Source organism: Brooklawnia sp., assembly GCF_032229645.1.
GTDB lineage: Bacteria > Actinomycetota > Actinomycetes > Propionibacteriales > Propionibacteriaceae > Brooklawnia.
On record NZ_JAVTWX010000040.1, the window covers coordinates 41457 to 62119 of the forward strand.

A 20663-nucleotide genomic window follows, 5' to 3' on the forward strand; every position below is an offset into this window, starting at 1 on the left:
GACTTCGTGATACAGCTCGACATCATGGGAGTGCGCGTTGAAGTCCCCTCCAATGCGCCGATGCTGCTGCTCAAAGAGTCCGGTGGCGTGCGGTATCTGCCCATCTGGATCGGTGCGGCCGAAGCCTCGGCGATCGTCAACGCCCTCGAAGGAATCGTGCCCCCTCGCCCGATGACCCACGACCTGATGGCAGATCTGCTCTCACAGCTGGGGCATGTCGATCTTCAGGGGCGCATCACGACAGTGGTCGACGGCAGCTTCTATGCCGAGCTATGGGTCGATGGCCACGCGATCAGCGCCCGGCCATCCGATGTGGTCGCTTTGGCGCTGCGCTCGGGGTTCACGATCAGCTGCCCCGCCGAGTTGCTCGATCAAGTAGGGGTTGAGCTTTTCGAGCCCGCCGAGGACGAGGTGGAAAAGTTCCGGGAGTTTCTCGATCAGATCACCCCGGACGATTTCGAGAACTGAAATAGCAAGTCATAGCGTGTTTGAGAGGCTGTCGGGTGGTCAACGACAGCGGGACACGCCGACACGCGTTGAGGCTGAGGTGATTGCTCCCGGCATCGCTGACGCCTACCGTTTGAAACGTAGCGACCAGAGCCCAGCGCTGCGAGTCGGTAGCGAAGAGTTCAGGTTTGAGGGCACATGAGGAGAACTACCGTGAGCAGTCCCCAGAACAGCCTGATCGTCTCCGTGGCGCAGGAGGCGTTGTTCGACGGCGATTTCGGTCCGCTGCCCGACGATCTCGCGTTTCGCGGACCGGTCGCCTGCAATGTTGCGGGCATCAGCTACCGTCAGCTCGATTACTGGGCCCGCACCGGTCTGGTCACTCCCGAAATCCGCGACGCGGGCGGCTCGGGCACCCAACGGCTCTATTCTTTCCGCGACATCTTGATGCTCAAGGTCGTCAAGCGACTGCTGGACGCAGGCATCTCGCTTCAACAGATCCGCACCGCCATCGGTCATCTGCTGGAACGCGGTGTCCAGGACCTCTCCCAGGTCACATTGATGAGCGATGGCATCTCGGTGTACGAATGCACGACCGACAGCGAAGTGATCGACCTGCTGCGGGGTGGTCAGGGCATGTTCGCCATCGCGCTGGGCGGTGTCTGGCGCGATATCGAGGGCACGCTGCTGGCACTGCCGGGCGAACGCACCGCTGTGGACCAGCCGGCATCGATGGACGACGAACTCTCCCGCCGCCGTCAGCAGCGGTTGGCGAACTGAGGACGCTCGTCGTCAAGCCCTGAGCTGCTCGGAATTCAGGCCCCGGCAGAACCGACGCGCGCCAGATCGATACTCTGAGGGTGCATCGTCAGCCAGGAGGCCATCATGTCTTCGTTCGTCCACCGTCATATCGGTCCGGGCCCCGCCCAGCAGAACCAGATCTTGAACTATCTGGGCATCTCCAGCCTCGACGAACTGGTCGATCGGGCGATGCCTGCGGCGATCAGAGCAGACAGTGAATTCGAACTGCCACCCGGACTCGACGAGGCGGCCGCGCTGGAGCGGCTGCGATCGCTGGCGGCCCGTAACAACCCCGGCCGGGCAATGATCGGCCTCGGCTACTACGGGACGATCACTCCGGCGGTCATTCGCCGTAACATCTTGGAGAACCCGGCCTGGTACACCGCCTACACGCCGTACCAGCCCGAGATCAGCCAGGGCCGCCTCGAGATGCTGCTGAATTTCCAGACGATGGTCGCCGACCTGACCGGGTTGCCGCTGGCCGGTGCCAGCCTGCTGGATGAAGCAACCGCGGTGGCCGAAGCGGTGGCGATGGCCCGCCGTGCAGTCCGCGCCGGACAAGTGGTACTGGTCGATTCTGGGCTGTTACCGGCTTCGCTGGCGGTGCTGCGGACCCGGATGAGTTCGCTGGGCATCGATGTCATCGTGGGCGGGGACGATCTGGCGACCGACGAGAATCTCTCCCGCGCGTTCTGCGTGGTAGTGCAGACACCCACCGCGGACGGACGGCTGCAGTCCACCGCCGAGTTGCGGGCAGTGGCCGATGCGGCTCACGGTGTCGGTGCCCAGGTGGTCGCTGCCGCCGATCTATTGGCATTGACTCAGGTGACGCCACCGGGGGAATGGGGCGCAGATATCGCCGTCGGCAGCACGCAGAGATTCGGCGTCCCGCTGTTCTATGGCGGCCCGCATGCCGGTTATATCGCAGTCCGATCGGGCGCCGAGCGACGCCTCCCCGGCAGACTGGTCGGCGTCTCGACCGATGCGGACGGGGCGCCCGCGTTGCGGCTGGCCTTGCAGACCCGCGAGCAGCACATCCGGCGCGAAAAGGCGACCTCGAATATCTGTACGGCCCAGGTGCTGCTCGCCATCACTGCGGCCGCCTACGCGATCTACCACGGGCCCGACGGGTTGCGGGAGATCGCGGCGACGATCCATGACAACACCAGGAGACTCGCGGCAGTCATTGATGCCACCGGCAGCGCCGAGGTCGTCCATCACAGTTTCTTCGACACCTTGCTGGTGCGCACGCCGGCCGCCCGGCGCGTTGTGGAGCACGCGCGGGCGGTGGGTGTGCACCTTCGGCTGGTGGACGACACCCACATCGGTATTTCGGTGGGGGAGGACGCCACGGCCAGGGATCTTCGAATGGCCGCGATGGTTTTCAGCGCCGCCGAACCCGGAGACCAGCGCCTCGGGTCGCTCGGAGCCGATGCCCGCATCAGTGAGTTCCTGACTCATCCGGTCTTCACCAGCCATCACTGCGAGACCAGCATGATGCGCTACCTGCGGGCGCTGGCCGACCGGGATTTCGCGCTCGATCGAGGCATGATCCCGCTGGGCAGTTGCACAATGAAGCTGAACTCTGCTGCTGAGCTGGAGCCGATCAGCTACCCGGGTTTCGCCGGCCTGCATCCGTTCGTACCGGCTGCGGACGCCGAAGGTATGCGCGAACTCATCGACGAACTCAGCGGCTGGCTGGCCGAGATCAGTGGCTATGACAAGGTTTCGCTGCAGCCGAACTCGGGCGCGCAAGGCGAATTCGCGGGGCTGCTGGCGATCCGTCGTTACTATCAGGCTCGCGGCGACCATCAGCGCACGATCTGCTTGATCCCGTCGTCCGCGCACGGCACGAACGCGGCGTCCGCTGCGATGGCGGGATTGAAGGTGGTCGTGGTCAAGGCGTGCGAGGACGGCTCGATCGACCTGGAGGACCTGCGCGCCAAGGTGGCCGCCAACGCCGACCGGCTGGCCGCGGTCATGATCACCTATCCCTCCACTCACGGCGTCTTCGAGGACACCATCAGCACGGCCTGTGAGCTCGTCCACGGTGCCGGCGGCCAGGTCTACGTGGATGGCGCGAATATGAACGCGCTGGTCGGCCTGGCCAGGCCCGGCAAGTTCGGCGCCGATGTCAGTCACCTGAATCTGCACAAGACCTTCGCGATCCCGCATGGTGGTGGCGGTCCGGGAGTTGGGCCGGTCGCGGTTCGCTCCCACCTTGCCGGTTTCCTCCCGGACGAGCAGTATCCGGTGGCCGGCGCGCCGTTCGGATCGGCAGGCGTGCTCCCCATCACCTACGCGTATATCGCGATGATGGGTACCGATGGTCTGCGCGAGGCCAGCCAGGTTGCGCTGCTGAACGCGAACTATGTCGCCAAGCGGCTGCAGGACGCCTTTCCGGTGCTCTACGCCGGCCATGACGGTCTGGTGGCCCACGAGTGCATCATCGACCCCCGCGTGATCTGCAAACAGGCCGGACTGAGCATCGACGACATCGCAAAGCGGCTGGTCGACTTCGGTTTCCACGCACCGACCATGAGTTTCCCGGTGCCCGGCACCCTGATGATCGAGCCGACCGAGAGCGAGGATCTGCGCGAACTCGATCGTTTCTGCGACGCGATGATCGCCATCCGTGCCGAGATCGATCGGCTGATTGCCGGCGAATGGCCGCACGACGACAATCCGCTGGTCAATGCCCCGCACACGCTGGCGCGCTGCACCGCCGACGAGTGGACGCATCCGTACTCGCGTCAGCTCGCCGGCTACCCGGCCGGACGCATCGCCGGGCAGTTGGGCGCGAGCGACTCGGAGAAGTACTGGCCGGCTTCGGCGCGCATCGACAACGCCTTCGGTGACCGTCACCTGATCTGCAGCTGCCCGCCGGTCGCTGACTACGCCGACTGAGGACCTGAGATGATAGGGCCATGTCGTTCGTGCGTTCACTGGTGGAGTGGCTGCAGGCCAGTCCGGTAGGATCGCACCTGCTGCGCAGCTTCTTCCGGTACCTGAACCGGCTGGGCAACCAACTTTCGGCGGCTATGGCGTTCTTCACAGTTCTCGCCCTGGTGCCGGTGCTGATGTTCGCCTTCGCCGCAGTGGGATTCACTCTGACAGTGCTGCGCCCGGATCTGCTCGGCGCGGTACAGATCTTCATCGTCGACAATCTCTCCGCAGGCCCGGTGCAAGATCAGATCCTGATTCTGCTGGGTCAGTACCTGCTCAACTGGCGCAGGGTCAGCATTCTGGCGACCGTTGTCGCGTTGGTGGTCGGTACCAGTTGGGTGGCGAACCTCAAAGGCGTCATCCGGGGAATGGGCCGGCCCAGTTTCGACATGATGCAAGTCCGCAGACCGTGGCAGGAGCCCCTGATCAATATGGGACTGCTGCTGGTCATCTTGGTGCTGGTGGCGACGACATTCGCGGCGACCGTGGTCGGCACCCAGCTGGCCGGTACGATCGTCGGCTGGCTGCACGTGAGCAGCCTCGAGGTGGACATCTCGAGCGGCATGCTGCGCTTGATCTCGTTGTCCTTCTCGCTGGCCGGAGCCACGCTGCTCTTCTGGCTGATGTACCGTTTCCTGCCCGACGAGCGACCGCCCTCGGTTGCCCTGCGACGCGGATCGGTGGGCGCCGCCGTCTGTTTCGTCGTGCTGCAGACGGCCGCCAGTTGGATCACCGGACTACTCAGCCTGGGACGCGCGACCCAGCTTTTCGGGCCTGTGATCGTCGCGATGCTGTTCATCAACTTCTTCGCGAATCTGATCTTGTTCTGGGCCGCGTGGATCGCCACCTCGAATCAGCCGGCCGTCGCCAGGCGGCATTCTCCGGGTGACGAGATCCTGCGCAACCGGGAGAACGTCCAAACGGTGACCGACCACTGGAGGGTTGCAGACGCCCAGGTCGAGGCCCAGCTCGAAGCCGATCGCTCCGCATCCCACCCTGGCGTGCGCCTGCCGCATCTGAACAAGCGACGCCCCACCGTGGCCCGCGTTCGGCGCGGAGCCAGCCCGGTGGGGCGTCGTGACGATCAGCGGTGAAGCGTTGCGATCAGCGGTCGATCACTCGGCGCGCGGTGCAGGCATCCCGATCTTCTCGCAGAGTTCGACGAACCATGGCTGAGTGATGTCGAATGGCTTGTGGCCGGCGATGCGTGGGAAATCGATGACCGAGAGTTGGTCGCCGTGCTCCTCGTCCAGGCCGACCACACCGGGCGTACCGGCCAAAGCCGCGTCCACCGCCATCAGGCAGGTGCGCCCGATCAGCTCGAGGTCCTCGTCGTTCGACGCGGCCGAACGGCTGAAGTACCCGGACTTTTGCACCATGGTCTTCTGGGCGCCGATCCGCTTGCTGAACTGCTTGCCGAACCAGGCGCCCGGATTGATCTTGTCGATCTGGACGTGGCCGAATGCATCCTTGGGCACCTGTTCGCCGTTCTTCTCCATCTGCTCGACGATCTCGGCGACACCGGCACCCTCTGACAAGAAGATGTTGACGTTGCCCACCTCGTCCATGATCTTCGACAGACGCTCGGCCTCGGCGTCCAGATCGACGGCCGCCTCGGGAAGATAAACCGCATGGACGGCCCACGCCTGCTTCGACAGGCCGATCTCGGGCAGCCACTCCTGCTCGTCGAGCCAGGCCTGGTAGCGCTTGGTGGTCTCCGCGGCCAGGTATCCGCAGTTGCGGCCCATGATCTCGTGGATGATCAGCTCGCGGGGCGCGGCATTGTGCTCGGCAATGATGTTCTTGGCATAGTCGGCGGCCTGGTCGGCGGCGGTCCAGGCGCCCAGCGACTGACGGATCGGCACGATGTCGTTGTCGATGGTCTTCGGCAGCCCGACCACGGTGAGACCGAAATCGTTCGCGGCGAGGAACGCGGCCAGGTCGGCGGCGGTGGTGTTGGTGTCGTCACCACCGATGGTGTGCAAGACATCGACGCCATCGGCCACCAACTGGTTGGCTGCGACCTCGAGCGGATTCTGTCCCTCGGCGACCAGCCCCCGCTTGACGAGATCGGCGGCGTTGGTGAGTTTGACGCGTGAGTTGCCGATGGGGGAGCCACCGAACGCGTAGAGGCGCTCGGCATGCGCACGCACCTCGGGCGTCACCACGATCGAATCACCCTTGAGCAGGCCTTCGTAGCCATGGCGGTAGGCGATGATCTCGATTTCGGGGGCGATTTCGGTGTAGCGCTTGATGAGGCCGGCCACCGCCGATGACAGGCACGGGGCGAAGCCACCGGCAGTAAGCAATCCAACCTTGTTGACCATCGTGGGAGAACCTTTCTTCTTCGGCCAGGCGATTGTCCCCAGCCTAGTGGTGACGACCCGCCGAGGCGATGCCATCCATGGCAGACTTACCCCAGATCCTCCATTTCACCCCAGGAGTTCAGATGAATGCTGCCATCCCAGCCGGATTCGGGCCCGTCACAGCGGATTTCGCCGTGTGCACGGCAGCCCGTGACCGCGGTCAACGCGGCTTCAGTGTCTCTGTGCTGGTCTGCCTACTCATCCCCACCATGCTTGTCTGTATCGGACTGGCGGTGGATGGGGCGGCAAAGGCAGCAGCCGATCGCAGCGCCGAAGCGGTCGCCGCACAGGCTGCGCGGGCGGGGATGGACGGCGCCGCCCCGGCCCTGGTTTCGGGACTGCCGCCTGCCACGGCGAGCCAGCTCGCGATCAGCGGTGCTCAGGAGGTGCTCGCATCGCACCCGGACATCGAAGGCTCGGTGAGCGTCGGCGACGCGATGACGCTAGAGGTCACCACCTCGAGCACGGTCCCGACGATCTTCCTCTCGCTGGCCGGCATCGACCGGCTGACCGGACGAGGTTTCGCCGCGGTCGAGTTGCGGATGCGCTGAGCCTCGGGGCGTAGCTGCCTAGACTTGTTCAATGGCCAGGTATTTCGACGTGCATCCCGATAACCCGCAACCTCGCGCCCTCGACCAGGTCGCGAGGATTCTTGAGGACTCCGGAGTCATCGCCTATGCGACAGATTCCGGTTTCGCGCTCGGTACGCTGCTGGGCAACCATTCCGGTGCCGATCGCATCCGGGAGATCCGTCACCTGGACGATCGTCATCACATGACAGTGGTGGTCAGTGAGTTCAGTCAGCTGGGCCGCTACGTCCAGATGGACAACTGGGTCTTTCGCGCGATCAAGGCCGCCACACCCGGCCCCTATACGTTCATCTTGCCGGCCACCCGCGAGGTGCCGCGCGCCATGCAGCATCCGAAGAAGAAGACCATCGGGGTCCGGGTTCCCGAGCACCGGGCGGCACTCGCGCTGCTCGACCGGGTCGGTGAGCCGCTGCTCTCGTCCACGTTGATCCTGCCGGACGCCGAGGATCCGATGACAGATGGCTGGCAGATCAACGAGGAGATCGGGAATCTGATTGATGCGGTCTTTGATTCGGGCGATGCCGGGCTGACACCGACCACCGTGGTGGACCTGACCGGTGACGAACCGCAGATCCTGCGCCAAGGCGGCGGCGATCCGGAGCTCTTCCTGCCCTGATCGCGACGCAGGCCCTAACCGGCCTGCGGCTGAGGAAACGAGCGTCGCTGTGCTGCGCCGATGAACTGAGCGGGTCGTTCGGGTAGTAGGTCGGTGATGTCTCCGATGACCACCGAGATGTTGTCGAGACTACGAGGCCAGCACAGGTCGACCAACACCTCCGCGAGGTCCTGGGTATCGGCGATCGACGAGACCTGCGAGGCGATGATCTCCAGCGGCAGATAGCTGGTCAACCCGTCGGAGGCCAGCAGCCAGCGGTCGCCGAGTTGCAGCTCGATCGGGGTGACACGCACTGCCTCCGGATCGCGCAGCGCACCGGACAGCGAATGTATCAAGGTGTTTCGCATCGGGTGAATGGCCGCCTCCTCCGGAGTGAGCATGCCTTCGTCCATCAGCATCTGCACCCAGGATTGATCGACGGTCATCTGCTCGAGGACGCCGTCGCGGTAACGGTAGGCCCGTGAATCGCCGACATGAATGAGATAGCCGATATCGCCGGCGATCACCAAGCCGGTCAAGGTGGTCGCCATACCGCGAACGCCGGGATTCTCTCGCGCGGTCCTGGCGAGCACGGCGTTTGTCCGGATGACCTCATCGCGAACCTGTGCGGCATCGGGACGATCGAGCGCCTCGAGCGCGGCCGCCAGCGATCTCACGGTCAAGGCTGATGCGAGATGCCCGGCCGGGGCGCCGCCAACGCCATCGGCGACCAGCAGCATCCGGTCGTCGGCGTAACCGGAATCCTGGTTGTCGCTGCGTCGCGGTCCCACATCGGAGCGTGCGCCGGCCCAGAGGTGGTAGACGCGTGTGGAAGGCACCGTTCGACGATATCGGTAACGCGGCCGTCCCTGCCAAGTCGGTCAGGTTGAGAGTCGAGACTTTTGCCACAGCGTCGGCCGCTCAAGTATCTGACCATCTCGGCTAGATCGTCAGATACTTGATCACCAGCGCCGCAACGAGGATTCCGACCACCATCGCCAGTCGCCACCACGGCTGCGAGCCGCCGGCGGCCGCAGATCGGCGCCTGTTCCAGAAGACAACCGCGCTCGCCGCAGCGCCGGTGAGGAAACCGCCGACATGCGCGCTCCAGGCGATGCCGGGGAAGAGCACGATCATCACCAGGTTGAGACCCAGCAAGACCAGCATCGGCGTCACGGAGCGTTTCATCGTCCACGCCAGCACCAGGTAGGCGCCGAACAGCCCGAAGATCGCGCCTGAAGCCCCCACGACCGCGCTGTTCCAGTTCGATCCGGTGCCACCAGGCCCGCTCCCGGGTGGGAAGGCCAACAAGACAAACAGGGTGCCGCCGCCGAGCGCCGAGATCAGGTAGACCGCCAGAAAGAGTCGTCCGCGCAGAATCGGCTCGAGATAGCGTCCCATCAGCCACAGCGTCAGCATGTTGAAGCCGATGTGGGTGAGCGAGCGCGGGGCGTGCGCGAAGGCCGAGGTGAGGAAACGCCACGGCTCGGTGTTCGCGACCGACGGGATGAGCATGACCAGGTCGTTGAACGTGTACGAGAGATTCTGCAGCATCCAGACGACCACGCAGATGCCGATCAGAGCATTGGTGACCGGTGTACGGCCGGCCGCGCGCGGCCCGAAGGCGGCGCCCCCGTTGCCGGCCGGACGACTGAACCAGCGGTCATCGGATTGGCGGCCGGGGCGCCCGCTCGGCCCGGTGTCGGGCCGGTAAGTGTTGCTTTGCGGCGGCAGCACCGGCCCGCTGAACGGCGGGACAGCGCCGCCAGCGGTCGGCTCCTTGGGCGCCTGTGGAATCGACTGTTCGAAATCTGGGGGAACGAAGTCGGGCCACTCGGAGCCGGGTTCAGGCTGGTTTGCTGCCATCGGGCCAGCTTAGCTGGCGTGTCAGCCCAGCCCCAGCTGGTGGGTTTGCCGGTAGTCGGAATCCAGATCGGTGATGGTCACCGAGACAATACCGTGCTGATCGAGCCGATAGGACTCCTCAATCAGGTGGCCTTCGCCGGTGCGTCGGACCTCGACCTCGCTCGAGACCGGGGCTTCGTTCTGGAGAGCCGGATCGAATGGGAAGATGACGTCGGGGTAAGGGACGATGTCGCCCGCTGGCTGGCCGTCGGCGAGGCCCGCGTATTCGACGAAGCGGTACCAGCCGAGATTGTGGGCCGCCCGATAGCGGCGCTGCACCGTGAGATCGCTGCCGGCGACCATCGTCTGATTGCGGTCGAAGATGGAGTCGAACTGCAGGCGCTGACCGCCGTCGGCCTCCCGGAAGACCCCGAAACCGCGGGACAGCCGGTCAGACAGCGTGTACCCGGAATCGGGATCCGAGGCGATGGCCAGTCCGATCGCGGTGGATGCGGCCGGATACGGCGAGCGGTAGACCCGGCGTCCGAAGCGCTCGCGCAGCGATCGGGGTACCAACGGCAGCGAGCTCGCGCCGCCGACGAGGTAGAGGCCGGCGATGGTCGACAGATCCGGCTCGCCGGCGTCCAGGCCATCGACGAGCGGCCCCATGGCGGTGATGGACTGCTCGACAAGCGCCGCGCAGGCCTGGTAATAGTCGGCCACCGGGACGATGACAGTCTTGTCCTGCACGTCGAGCACGATGCGGCGAGTCTGCGGTGCGAGTTGCTCCTTGGCAGCCTGAGCGTCGCCCAGGAGCCAGAAGTAGGCCTCAACGCCGAGATCGTCGGGGCTCACAGCTGCTTGCTGGCAGGCGAGATCGGCCAGCACGGCATCGAAATCGTCGCCACCGAGCCGGTTGATGCCGACGGAGCCGAGCACCGCGTGACTGCGATCGTGGATCGCGACCAAGGAGGCGTCGAAGGTGCCACCGCCCAGATCGTAGACGACCAGCCGGCTGCGGCGGGCGCTGGGGGAGTTGGCCAGCCGGTGGGTGTACTCGAAACCCGCCGCCGACGGCTCGTTCAGCATCGCAGTCACCGCGAAGCCGGCGCGCCGGAAGGCTTCGAGTGTGAGGAAACGCTGGGCGCTGTTGGCGTGTGCCGGTACTGCGACGACCACGCTGGTGATCGGGTCGGATTTCAGAATCTGAGCGATCGTGGACGAGGTCTCCAGCTTGCTGCGCAGCTGAGTGAGGTACCCGGTCAAAACGTCCAGCAGTAGCGGGTGCAGGTCGCCGATGGTGATCCGGGTCGAGGTCGAGACCGCGGCCGAGGCCAGCTCGCGCTTGACAGAGCGGAGAACCGGGTGTCCGTCGGCCTGTGCTCGTGCGGCTTCGAAGCCGAAGACGAGGTCTTGGTCGGCCACCCCTATCAGGGACGGAAGGTACTCGTGGGCATCGCCATCGTCGTCCGTGAACGCCACAACTGGGTAGTTTCCACGGTCGGTATACGCGACCACGGTGCGGGTAGTGCCAAAATCGATGCCCAAGTGCATATGGACAAGCCTAACCCGGCCGCGCCCAACAACCGGTGAGTGCCGCGCCGTTAGGACGGTTGGCCACGGCCGGGGCAGATGTGCTTAGGACCCTGGAGATCCCGAGCACCCTTGGTGGGCGAATCCCGGGGAAGGAACGGCTGTGGGGGCCACGCCTTCTCGGCATAGCCCCCACCAGACCGGGATGTTTCTGCTTGCTAGACGACGCCCGCCATCAGTGCCAGCAGCACGCCACCGGCCATCGCCGACGCGACCTGACCGGCCGCGTTCGCACCCATGGCATGCATGAGAACGAAGTTGCTGTCGTCTTCGCGGCTGGCTTCCTTCTGCACCACACGGGCGGCCATCGGGAAGGCCGAGATGCCTGCGGCACCGATCAGCGGATTGAACTTGCCGCCGCTGAAGAGGTTCATCAGCTTGCCGAAGAGCACGCCGGCCGCGGTGTCGAGGCAGAAGGCCAGCAGGCCGAGCACCAGGATGAACAGTGTCTGCGGCTTGATGAAGTTCGTGCCGACCATGGTCGAACCGATCGCCAGGCCCAAGAAGAGGGTCACGATGTTGTTCAGTTCGTTCTGCGCAGCACCCGACAGACGTTCCACGACCTTCGACTCGCGAAGCAGGTTGCCCAGCATCAAGGTGCCGATCAGCGGCAGGGCGAACGGCACCAGCAGGCCCACGATGATCGTCACCACGATGGGGAACATGATGCGGGTCCGCTGGCTGATCTCGCGGACCGAGTATGGCATCCGGATCGAGCGTTCCTTCTTGGTGGTCAACAGCCGCATGACCGGTGGCATGATAATCGGAACCAGCGACATATAGCTGTATGCGGCGACGGTGATCGGGCCCAGCAGATGCGGAGCGAGCTGCGCGGAGACGTAGATCGAGGTGGGGCCGTCGATGGCGCCGATGATGCCGATCGAGGCGGCCTCCGGTTGGGTGAAGCCGAGCACGAGGGCCAGGATGAGCGTCAGAAAGATGCCGAACTGTCCGGCCGCACCCAACAGCACCATCTTCGGGTTCTCCAGCAGCGGGCCGAAGTCGGTCATCGCCCCGATGCCGATGAAGATCAGCAGCGGGAACAACTCGTTGCCGACACCGACGTTGTAGAGCACCTGAAGCATGCCAGGCTCTTCAGCAGTGCCGAGCATCATGGAGATCGGCATGTTGGCCAGCACGCAGCCGGCTCCGATCGGTAGCAGCAAGAGCGGTTCGTATTCCTTGGCGACGGCAAGCCAGATCAGCAGAATGCCGACCGCAATCATCACCACGCCCTGCCAACTCAGGTTGTAAAACCCGGTAAGCAGGCTCTGGATAGTGGATGCGTCCATATCAGTCCTTTGCGAACCGCAGCAGAACCTGGCCGTACTTGACCTGGTCTGTCTGCGCGACATCCACCGACTCGACGACACCGTCCCGGCTGGCGTGCAGATCGTTCTTCATCTTCATGGCCTCAAGGACCATGACAACATCGCCCTTGTTGACGGTGGCGCCCGCAGCCACATTGATCTCGACGATGACACCCGGCATGGGTGCACTCATGGAGTAGGCCAGATCTGCGCCACCTGCCACAGCCGGGGATGGTGTGCGTGGCTTGGCAGCGCGCATCGTCGCGGGCACCTTGGGTGCAACCGGAACTCCTGACTGAGCGGCAGCGGCGATGGCCGCGGAGCGGGCCTCGATCTGCGGAGTGATCGCGGCATCAGCCAGGTCGGCCTGCGAGTTGAGGCTCACGTTCACCGTCTGGCCGTCAATGGAGACGGTGAAATCGGTCGCCGAGTTCTCCTCGACATCGATGTCGTATTGATTGTTGTTGACGGTGAGTTGATAGCGACGCACTGTCATCTCCTCTGGTTAGTCATCTGGGAACTGCGCCCCATGGCTACCCAGCGGCTCGCCCACAGGCGCGAACCGGGAGCATAGACGCGATTGGCAGGAGCGCCCTGCTTGCGGCGCACGTCCGCATGCACGGCAACCGCGACCGAAACGGCAGCGATCTGCTCGGGAGTCAGACCGCTGTCATCTGCGATCGTCATCCAAAGATTCTCGTCGGCTGGTTCCATCGAGGTCGGTTCGAGTTCAGGAGATACTTCTTCAACGGCAGCCGGGGCCGGTTGCTTAGTCGAGCGGCCTAGAAGCATCAACACGGCCATGAGCACGATGAGCATGAGGAACACCGACCCCATGCCCAGCAGCATCATCGTCAAGCCCCATCCAAGGTCAGCCATCGGATTACACCGGGAACAGACCGTGCCGTTTGGCGACGGTCGGAGCGACTTTGGTTTGCAGAACCTCGAGGGCACGCACCAGGCGCGGCCGGGTTTCCTTGGGCTCGATGACCTCATCGATCTGGCCGAGGTCGGCAGCCCGGTAAGGATTGAAGAACCTCTCCCGGTACTCCGCGATGAACTGGGCCTCGGTGGCAGCGGGATCTTCGGATTCCTTGATCTGCCTGCCGTGCAGCAGCCGGGCCGCACCCTCGGGTCCCATCACGGCGATCTGGGCCGTCGGCCAGGCGAACGCCACGTCCGAACCCATCTGCTTGGAGCTCAGCGCGACGTACGAACCGCCGATCGCTTTGCGGGTGACGATCGAGATCTTCGGGACCGTCGCCTGGCAGTAGGCGTAGATGATCTTCGCGCCATGCCGGATGACGCCGTTGTACTCCTGCTCGACGCCCGGCAGATACCCGGGGCAGTCGACGAAGGTGATCACCGGAATCGAGTAGACATCGCAGATCCGGATGAACCTGCTGATTTTGTCGGACGAATCGATGTCCAGCACCCCTGACATCACCAGCGGTTGATTGGCGACGATGCCGACCGGGCGTCCATCCAGACGAGCGAAGGCACAAATCGCGTTCGGCGCGAATGCCTCATGCACTTCGAGGATCGAATCGGTGTCGAAGATCTGGTCGAGCACCGTGCGCATGTCATAGCCCTTGCGCTCGTCCTCGGAGACGATCGTGTTGAGCGATTCGTCCATGCGATCGGGATTGTCGTCGCTGATCAGGATCGGTGCATCCTCGGAGGTGTTGGCCGGAAGGTAACTGAGCAGCAGCTTGGTCATCTCGAGCGCTTCGGTCTCCGATTTGGCCTCGAACTGGGCTACGCCGCTTCGTCCGGCATGAACCGCGGCACCGCCGAGCTCATCGGCAGTGACCTGCTCTCCGGTCACCGATGCCACGATCTCGGGGCCGGTGAGGAACATATTCGAAGTCTGATCGACCATGATCGTGAAGTCGGTCAGCGCGGGGGAGTAGACCGCACCGCCGGCGCACGGCCCCATGATCAGGCTGATCTGGGGAATCACCCCCGAGGCCGCGACGTTTCGCTGGAAGACCTCGCCGTAGGCCGCGAGACTACGCACGCCCTCCTGCACGCGGGCGCCGCCCGAATCGTTCAATCCGACGATCGGGATCCCGCTCTCAAGCGCGAGATCTTGGATCTTGTTGATCTTCTGCGCCTGCACCTGGCTGAAAGATCCGCCCAATACGGTGAAGTCCTGCGCATAGACCGCAACACGACGACCGTTGATCTTTCCAAAGCCGGTAATGACTCCGTCGCCCGGATAACGCTTGTCGGCCATTCCGAAATCGTTCAGATTATGAGTGGCCAAGGCGCCCAGTTCTTGAAAGGAGCCCTCATCGAGCAGAATTGACAATCGCTCGCGCGCCGTCATCTTGCCCTTGGCATGTTGCGCTGCTATGCGCTTTTGCCCGCCCCCCTGCAGTGCCTTTTCTCGCATGTCTCGCAGAATCGACAGATGATCATCTGCGGACGACTGCTCTGGTCTCACGGTGTCGGTCATTGTCACCTCGCTGTCACAGGTAGTCGGCACCGGTAACCGATGCTTGGCCAAACGTAGCATGGCTGCCCGGGATCTCGCCGAGCCTGTTGCCGTGGTTTCCATTTGTCCTGACGTGCGCATCGTCAACGCGGTCAATCGGTCCTCGCCTGACTCCGGGCCAGTCCACTGATCAAGAAGAATATTCTCGTCAAAGCGCTTGTGGCCAGCGTAATCAGGTGTTCGGCAGGGAGATGGACTCAGGATTTCTTGTGCGGCCTGCGATGCCGTTCAATTGCCAGATCGTAATAGCCCACGAGTGCTTCGGTGGAGGCCCGCCAACTGAAACGCTCAGCCTCGGTGCGGGCGGCGCGACCCATCTGGGCACGCAGCTGCGAATCGGCAACCAACAGTCGTAGCCGCTCCACGATCTCATCCGAACCGTGCGGGGTAACCAAGAACCCCTGCACCTGATCCTCGAAGAGATGCGGGATACCGCCGGCGTTCGCGCCGATCACCGGTACCCCGGATGCCATCGCCTCCAGACCAGCGAACCCGAGTGTCTCGGTCGTGGACGGAAAGAGAAAGGCGTCGGCAGTGGCATAGGCCTCCGCCAGTTCGTGGCCACGCAGGTATCCGGTGAAGACGGTGTTGGTCCCCGCGAAGCGGCTCTCCAGCTGAGCCCTGGCCGGACCGGAACCGACGAGTGCGAACCTGACATCGGGCAGCTGGTGTACCACCGGGAGCAGATCGTCCAGGTTCTTCTCGTTCGACAGGCGCCCCACGTAGATCGCCAGTGGCTTGTCCGGATGATTGTCGGTCAGTCTGCGGCGCATCCGCTTGGTGCGCGCACCCGGGTGATAGGTCACCGTGTCGACAGCCTTCGGCCATAGCCTGACGTCAGTGACCCCGTGCGCAGTCGCTGCCGCCACCATCTGTGGCGAGGTACACAGATTGACCTCGGCACGGTTGTGCAGGGCAGTGGTCCAGCGGTCTGCCGTGCTGGTCAGCCAGGACAGGTGCAGGTCCTTGGTGTAGCTGGCCAGCTGAGTGTGGTAGGACGCGAGCAGCGGGATATCGCGTCGCTCGGCCGACAGCACGCCATAGGCGGCCAGCCAGGCAGGGCTGACAGCATGCACCACTTCGGGGCGGAAGGCGATCATCTGTTCGGCGATCTTCGGAGTCGGCAGTCCGATCTTGACCTCGGGGTACCACGGACGGAAGCCGACCGAGCGCACCTTGACGATCTCGAATCCGGCATAGACCGGCGGCGGCGACCCGGGAGCGAAGACGAGAACCTGATGACCCATGGCCGACAACTCGTCCAAGGTGCGCAGGACCCGGGTGACCACACCATCGATCTTCGGCAAGAAGACCTCGGTGAACATCGCGATGCGCATCGGCGAGCGTGCCCCTACTGCCCGTCAGCTCGTGAGGCCGGCACTCCGGCCTGCTGATTCTTGGTCCACAGCGAGGTGGCGGGGATCCGGCTGAGATCGGCGCGGTCGGCATAGCGTCCCGCGGTTTCATTGATCTCCATCAGCAATCCCTTGTCGAGGGTGATCGGATCCAGGCCGAGCGCGAGGAAGCCGTCATTGCGAACGACCAACTCGTTCTCGGCGGCCTCCTTACGCGGATCGGGAACCGTCTCGACCTCGGCCCCGGTCAGCTCGGCGACCAGCGCCGCCAGATCGCGCACCCGGTGGGTCTCGGTCATCTGGTTGAAGATCTTCACCCGGTCACCGGCGGCGGGCGGGTTGTTGAGCGCGATCTCGATACATCGCACCATGTCCTGAATGTGGATGAAGGCGCGGGTCTGACCACCGGTGCCGTGCACGGTGAGCGGATAGCCGATCGCGGCCTGCATTAGGAAACGGTTCAGCACGGTGCCGTAGTCGCCGTCGTAGTCGAAGCGATTGATGAGCCGTTCGTCCAGCTTCGTCTGGATCGTGTTGGTGCCCCAGATGATGCCCTGGTGCAGATCGGTGATGCGCAGGTCATCGTTCTTCGCGTAGTAGGCGAACATCGTCTGGTCGAGCACCTTGGTCATGTGGTAGATCGACCCCGGGTTGGTGGGATAGAGGATCTCGGTCTCGATGACCCGGTCGCCATCGGGCACCTGGATACCGAGGTAGCCCTCCGGAATCGCCATGCCGGCCGTGCCGTACCCGTAGACACCCATCGTCCCCAGATGCACCAGGTGAATATCCTGCCCGGATTCGACGATCGCGCAGAGCACATTGTGGGTGGCGTTGACATTGTTATCGATGGTAAAGCGCTTGTGTTTGCCCGATTTCATCGAATAGGGGGCGGCACGCTGTTCGGCGTAGTGGATGATGGCGTCCGGACGCTCGTCGCGAAACAGGTCCAGCAGCCCCCGGTAATCCTGAGCGACATCGAGTTCGACGACCGAGATATCGCGACCGCTGATCTGCTTCCACGCCGCGCGCCGCTCCACCATCGTCCGGATGGGGGTGAGCGACTCGACGCCCAATTCTTCGTCGATCCGCCGCCTGGAGAAATTGTCCACGATGACCACATCGTCGCCGCGGGCCGACAGGTGCAAGGATGCGGGCCACCCACAGAAGCCATCGCCGCCCAGTACCAGAACCTTCATCTCATCTCTTTCACTCGATGGTTACGCTCATGCTCTTTACGCCACAGTATCGGGTCAATGTGTTCGGATGGGTCGATCGGATCCGGGGTGTTCGCGGTACCGCCGGGCGATCAGGCAGGCGACAACGCCGGCACCAACGACCAGGCTGAAAGCGGTCCGGACGCTGGTCGCCTCCGCCACGCCGCCCATCAGCGGAGAGTTGAGGGTCAGGGCGAGACGCATCGCGAAGCCGACCAGCGTGATGCCGGTGCCGGATGCGAGCCCGGGCAGTCGTCCGGCAGCGCTGAAGGCCGCCGGGACGATAGGCGCGCATCCGATGCCCATCAGCACCAGCCCGAGGTAGACCAACGGCGCTACCGGGGTGATGATCACCAGCAGCGCTCCTGCGGCTACCAGGCCACCACCGACACCGGCCACGGTTTCCTGGGTGAAGCGGTCGGCCAGTGGGTCGCTGAGCAGCCGGCCGATGACCTGAGCGACCAGCATCACCGTGACGGCCGCACCGGCCAGGGAGAAGCCGAGATCGAAACGATCGATCAGGTAGAGCGCAGCCCAGTTGCTGGTGGCGTCCTCGGGGATGACTCCAACCACGCCCAGCAGGGCGAGTGGAACGACCGGAAGCAGCCGCCGCCAATTGGCGGGCGCCTTCTGATCTGCTCGCTGCTTGCTGTGCTGCTGGGCGAGTTGCACGTCGTCCGGGATGGTTCCCATCCGGTAGCAGACCAGCGCCAGAAGGACGATCAGCACCGCAATCGCCGCTCCATGCGCCGCCAATGGCACACCCAGGCCGGCAGCAATCGACCCCGCGAGTGTGGCCACAGTGGCGCCGATGCTCCAGGTCGCGTGCAGAGAATTCATGATGGTGCGCCCGGCCCACGCCTGGACGGCCACCCCCTGGGTGTTCTGAGCCGCGTCGATATGGGCGTCCAGCATGCCCATGACAAAGAAGGCGAGGGCGAAGACCGCCGGATGGGTCGCGCCAGCGGCCACGGCCAGCATGATCGCCGCCCCGATGGTGGCTACCAACGAGACCTTCAATGCGCCGAGGCGGGCAATGAAACGGGCAGGCACCGGGCCGACGATCAGGGCTCCGGCCCCCATGGCTGCCACGACGATGCCGTAGAAGCCGTCACTGAGTTCGAACGCCTGCTTGATCTCGGGCAACCGAGGCGTCAAGGTCAGCATCAAGCCGTTCGTCATGAAGTTCAGGGATACCCCGACGCGGGCACGCCGGGGGGAAGCAGATGAACGGCCGATCACGGGGGAAGCCTACAGTTGGCCCGTGCAGATCAATACGTTGACCGTCGACTGCGGGGGATCAGGACTCAAGGCCTCGGTCCTGGACGAGGCCGGGACGATGAGAGCCCCCGTCATTCGTATGCCAACGCCATATCCGCTGCCTCCCGAGCGCCTCATCGACTGTTTCCGGGACTTGGCCGCGCAACTGCCTCCCGCGCAACGGATCACCGTCGGCATGCCGGGCATGCTGCGGCACGGCGTGGTCATCAGTACCCCGCACTACGTGACCGAACGCGGCCCTCGCACTCGCGTCCTGCCGCAACTGGTGGCCCAATGGGACGGATTGGACTTTCAGTCGGTGGTCTCGTTTGCGCTGGGCATACCGGCGAAAGTACTCAACGACGCCGAAGTGCATGGCGCGGGCGTCATCACGGGGGCAGGAGTGGAGTTGGTGCTGACCTTCGGCACCGGCCTCGGGTCGGCCCAGTTCGATGGCGGGCGGCTGGCGCCCCATCTCGAGCTCTCGCGCGGGCCGATCCGCATGTCGACCTACGACGAGTACATCGGTGAGCCGGAACGCCGTCGGCTCGGCAACGCGATGTGGTCGCGCCGGGTTCGCCGCGTGGTGGACACTCTTCGTCCGGTCTTCGTCTGGGACCGTGTCTATCTGGGCGGCGGCAACTCCCGCTGCATTACACCGGGCGCGCTGGCCCTATTGGGTGACGACGTGGTCATCGTCCCCAACGCGGCGGCCATCGCCGGGGGAGTGCGTGCCTGGTCGCTGTAAGTGACATGTGCTGCGGAAATGCGCACGCTGCCCGACAGTGGCTACCGCAAATAGCAGCGGCTGGCGCATTGCCGGTAGCTGCTGTGGTTCTCGGTAGCCGTTCCTCAGGTTGCTGCGCCCTGATCGGGCCCGTCGTCCAGGCCCTTGAGGAACTCTTCGACCTCGGCTCCGATCTCTTCGGCACTGGGCACATTGGACCTCGAGGTGATCTCGCGGTGACTCATGTATTCCTCGTACTGACCCTCCAGCTTCGAGACGACCTGCTGCGCCTCGATGGACGCCGCAACCTGCTGCTCGATGGTCTGGCGCACGGCCTGGGACGATTGAGTGAGCGCGCCATCGCTGGGCAATGCCAGGCCACTGACCGAGCTGGCCTGCTGCAGCAGGGCGATAGCGGCTTCCGGATAGGCGGCCTCGGCGACGTAGTACGGCACGTGCGCGGCCAGGCCGATCACGTCCTTGCCGTGCTCACCCAGCCTCAAAGTGAGGAGACCGATGAACGGCGAACTCATTTGGAAGGTACCGGGCAGACCGGTGCGATCGCCGAGCAACCGCGGATCGGAGGCAAAGCCGGAGATGTGAACCGGACGAGTGTGCGGCGTGGGCGCGGGAACCGACTGCAGAATCAGCACGCGTCCCATCTCGAAGCCGTCCATCACGTGCTCGATCGAGGTGATCATCCGCTCCCATTGCAGAGCTGGCTCGGGCCCGGATAGCCAGAAGAACCCCGCCCCGGCATCGTCGGTCACCTTGCGCAGGGCGATCTCCGGCATCTGATAGTCGGTGAAATGATCGCGGTCGAAGATAATCGGCGGACGATGGCCGGCGTAGTCATAGAGCTGATCGATATCAAACGTGCCCACCTTGTGGTTGGCCAGCCGATCCGACAGCTGGGTGCCGATCAGCTCCTGAGCCTCACCGGCATCCCCATACCCGCCCAGCGTGATCAGCAGGGTCGGGCGCTCGCCGTCGGTCGCCGGGCACTCGTCAGCATCCAGATGTGGTTCCAGATTGAAGAGTTCAGCAGGATCGAGCATCGTCACCGCCTCCTATATGTGTTCGACCAATCAAGATACCCAACGCCGATCAC

The 20663-nt window shown here is 64.3% G+C and carries 19 protein-coding genes; 7 read left to right on the forward strand and 12 right to left on the reverse strand.

Annotated elements, in window-relative coordinates; translation table 11 throughout:
- The first annotated feature begins 6 nt into the window (after window positions 1-6).
- From AAFP05_RS02530 to AAFP05_RS02545, 4 genes are all read left to right on the forward strand, one after another.
- Entirely contained in the window at window positions 7-468 is a 462-nt protein-coding gene (locus AAFP05_RS02530) for a bifunctional nuclease family protein (protein ID WP_341728283.1), read from the forward strand.
- A 192-nt stretch (window positions 469-660) separates the two neighbouring features.
- Entirely contained in the window at window positions 661-1227 is a 567-nt protein-coding gene (locus tag AAFP05_RS02535) for a MerR family transcriptional regulator (protein WP_341728284.1), read from the forward strand.
- A gap of 105 nt (window positions 1228-1332) precedes the next feature.
- Window positions 1333-4155, forward strand: coding sequence for an aminomethyl-transferring glycine dehydrogenase (gcvP, locus tag AAFP05_RS02540; RefSeq protein WP_341728285.1), 2823 nt, complete (start codon window positions 1333-1335; stop codon window positions 4153-4155).
- Between the two features lie 20 nt (window positions 4156-4175).
- Window positions 4176-5288 (forward strand): YhjD/YihY/BrkB family envelope integrity protein, encoded by a 1113-nt coding sequence (locus AAFP05_RS02545; protein ID WP_341728286.1) that lies wholly within the window; start codon window positions 4176-4178, stop codon window positions 5286-5288.
- A gap of 21 nt (window positions 5289-5309) precedes the next feature.
- Here AAFP05_RS02545 and AAFP05_RS02550 read toward each other — a convergent pair whose 3' ends face one another.
- Complete coding sequence (locus tag AAFP05_RS02550) at window positions 5310-6521, reverse strand: pyrophosphate--fructose-6-phosphate 1-phosphotransferase (protein WP_341728287.1); 1212 nt, start codon at window positions 6519-6521, stop codon at window positions 5310-5312.
- Window positions 6522-6643: 122 nt separating this feature from the next.
- On the opposite strand from AAFP05_RS02550, the gene AAFP05_RS02555 reads away from it, so the two are divergent.
- Entirely contained in the window at window positions 6644-7111 is a 468-nt protein-coding gene (locus AAFP05_RS02555; RefSeq protein WP_341728288.1) for a hypothetical protein, read from the forward strand.
- A gap of 31 nt (window positions 7112-7142) precedes the next feature.
- Window positions 7143-7766, forward strand: a complete 624-nt coding sequence (locus AAFP05_RS02560; RefSeq protein ID WP_341728289.1) for an L-threonylcarbamoyladenylate synthase — start codon at window positions 7143-7145, stop codon at window positions 7764-7766.
- 14 nt (window positions 7767-7780) lie between these two features.
- Here the strand turns inward: AAFP05_RS02560 and AAFP05_RS02565 are convergent, their stop codons facing one another.
- The 10 genes from AAFP05_RS02565 to AAFP05_RS02610 form a co-directional block, all read right to left on the reverse strand.
- Complete coding sequence (locus AAFP05_RS02565) at window positions 7781-8584, reverse strand: protein phosphatase 2C domain-containing protein (RefSeq protein WP_341728290.1); 804 nt, start codon at window positions 8582-8584, stop codon at window positions 7781-7783.
- A gap of 103 nt (window positions 8585-8687) precedes the next feature.
- Window positions 8688-9611 (reverse strand): rhomboid family intramembrane serine protease, encoded by a 924-nt coding sequence (locus AAFP05_RS02570; protein ID WP_341728291.1) that lies wholly within the window; start codon window positions 9609-9611, stop codon window positions 8688-8690.
- 21 nt (window positions 9612-9632) lie between these two features.
- Window positions 9633-11144, reverse strand: a complete 1512-nt coding sequence (locus tag AAFP05_RS02575; RefSeq protein ID WP_341728292.1) for an Hsp70 family protein — start codon at window positions 11142-11144, stop codon at window positions 9633-9635.
- Between the two features lie 197 nt (window positions 11145-11341).
- Complete coding sequence (locus AAFP05_RS02580) at window positions 11342-12475, reverse strand: sodium ion-translocating decarboxylase subunit beta (RefSeq protein WP_341728293.1); 1134 nt, start codon at window positions 12473-12475, stop codon at window positions 11342-11344.
- Between the two features lies 1 nt (window position 12476).
- Complete coding sequence (locus tag AAFP05_RS02585; RefSeq protein WP_341728294.1) at window positions 12477-12983, reverse strand: biotin/lipoyl-containing protein; 507 nt, start codon at window positions 12981-12983, stop codon at window positions 12477-12479.
- Window positions 12984-12985: 2 nt separating this feature from the next.
- Window positions 12986-13345 (reverse strand): OadG family protein, encoded by a 360-nt coding sequence (locus tag AAFP05_RS02590; RefSeq protein ID WP_341728315.1) that lies wholly within the window; start codon window positions 13343-13345, stop codon window positions 12986-12988.
- 31 nt (window positions 13346-13376) lie between these two features.
- Complete coding sequence (locus tag AAFP05_RS02595) at window positions 13377-14954, reverse strand: acyl-CoA carboxylase subunit beta (protein WP_341728295.1); 1578 nt, start codon at window positions 14952-14954, stop codon at window positions 13377-13379.
- Window positions 14955-15190: 236 nt separating this feature from the next.
- Window positions 15191-16330 (reverse strand): glycosyltransferase, encoded by a 1140-nt coding sequence (locus tag AAFP05_RS02600; RefSeq protein ID WP_341728296.1) that lies wholly within the window; start codon window positions 16328-16330, stop codon window positions 15191-15193.
- Window positions 16331-16344: 14 nt separating this feature from the next.
- Window positions 16345-17547 carry an NAD-dependent epimerase/dehydratase family protein gene (locus AAFP05_RS02605; RefSeq protein ID WP_341728297.1) on the reverse strand — a complete coding sequence of 401 codons (1203 nt, stop codon included), beginning with the start codon at window positions 17545-17547 and terminating at the stop codon, window positions 16345-16347.
- A 54-nt stretch (window positions 17548-17601) separates the two neighbouring features.
- Window positions 17602-18807, reverse strand: coding sequence for an MFS transporter (locus AAFP05_RS02610; protein WP_341728298.1), 1206 nt, complete (start codon window positions 18805-18807; stop codon window positions 17602-17604).
- A 22-nt stretch (window positions 18808-18829) separates the two neighbouring features.
- On the opposite strand from AAFP05_RS02610, the gene AAFP05_RS02615 reads away from it, so the two are divergent.
- Entirely contained in the window at window positions 18830-19573 is a 744-nt protein-coding gene (locus tag AAFP05_RS02615) for an ROK family protein (protein WP_341728299.1), read from the forward strand.
- Window positions 19574-19677: 104 nt separating this feature from the next.
- Here AAFP05_RS02615 and AAFP05_RS02620 read toward each other — a convergent pair whose 3' ends face one another.
- The gene (locus AAFP05_RS02620; protein ID WP_341728300.1) at window positions 19678-20610 is read right to left on the reverse strand and encodes a PAC2 family protein; all 933 of its coding nucleotides are present in this window, start codon (window positions 20608-20610) and stop codon (window positions 19678-19680) included.
- Window positions 20611-20663 lie beyond the last annotated feature (53 nt).